Annotated in this window: 1 pseudogene; it reads right to left on the bottom strand. The window is 68.6% G+C overall.

The window, feature by feature from the left end:
• A pseudogene (locus tag EQG76_RS12630) lies at nucleotides 1–619 on the bottom strand (hypothetical protein); the annotation flags it as partial.
• Nucleotides 620–1139: the final 520 nt, after the last annotated feature.

Raw genomic sequence — 1139 nt, 5'->3', positions numbered from 1 at the left:
CGACCTTGAGCTCCTGGGCGAACGCGATCGGGATGGTCAGGCCCTGGAGCGGGCTGGTTTCTTCGCCACTCGTGATCGCGACCGACACCCTGGCACCGGCGCGCAGCTGACGCGGGTCGTACACGTCCTTGAGCGCGGCGATCGCCGCGTGGGCTTCGCTGTCGACCGCACCGGCGCGTTGCAGGATGTCGATCAGCGTGTCGCCCTTCTCGACCTCGACTTCCAGCACCTCTTCCTTGGGTGGCAGGAGCAGCTCGGGCGCCGCCTCGGCCACCGAGCTGCTCTGGTCGAGGCTCTCGAGCGCCCAGATGCCGGGCCCGTCCATCGGCGCGTCGGCAGTCACGGCCGCCTGGATGGTCGGCGTCCCGACGGCCGGACCCTGGTCCGGCTGGGCGAACAGTACGGCCGGTGCCAGCTCGGCCGGGGCTGCGACCGGAATCGCTGCCGCCTGCGGCGGTGCCAGCTCGGTCTGGGGTTCGGGCGCCGGATCGCTGGAATAGGGGCCAAAATAATGGAAGGTCGCACCGGCGACGCCGAACCCGGCGGTGAATGCCAGCCCGGCCGCGGTCATCAGGGGGAGCCAGCGGACGGGAGCGGGGCGGGCCTTACGTGGACGCAACGCTCGATCCTCCCCCCGCACGTGTCACGGGCTGCCGTTACCGCGAGCACCAGCACCCGGGCCATCTGGCCCGTCGATCGGTCGCCTGCGGTGGCGCGCCACCATATCTAGATGATGCCGGGACCATGCGTAGCGTGGCCGCCCCTGTCAACCGACCGGCCGCCACCTACAGCGTGCAGAGGGCCAGAAAGTGCTAACCTCAGGTTGATCCGCCGGGCCCGGCCGATCCGGCCATCAACCTGTCGCTGCCCGATCGAATCTTTGTCGAAATTCCTTGTTGACGGTTGGCTGGGCCAGGCTTAGAACCCGGCCCACGCAGCGAGGCTGGGTGCTGAGCGGCGACGGTGATCGTCGCGCTGGTGCCCGAAGGTTGCGAGTACCTGATCTGTCGAGGTTGGGTGGCGGTCCACGCGAGGGACTGCCCGATGGTCGTCCGGACCGTCGGCTGAGATGTTGTTTGACATCGTTGGTTGGTGGAGCGCTTGGAATAGAGCGTTTTGGAGGGATGTGCGGGCGGCGT

The sequence above is a fragment of the Geminicoccus flavidas genome, assembly GCF_009806515.1.
Lineage (GTDB): Bacteria > Pseudomonadota > Alphaproteobacteria > Geminicoccales > Geminicoccaceae > Geminicoccus > Geminicoccus flavidus.
This window is presented reverse-complemented; position numbering and strand designations above follow the sequence as displayed.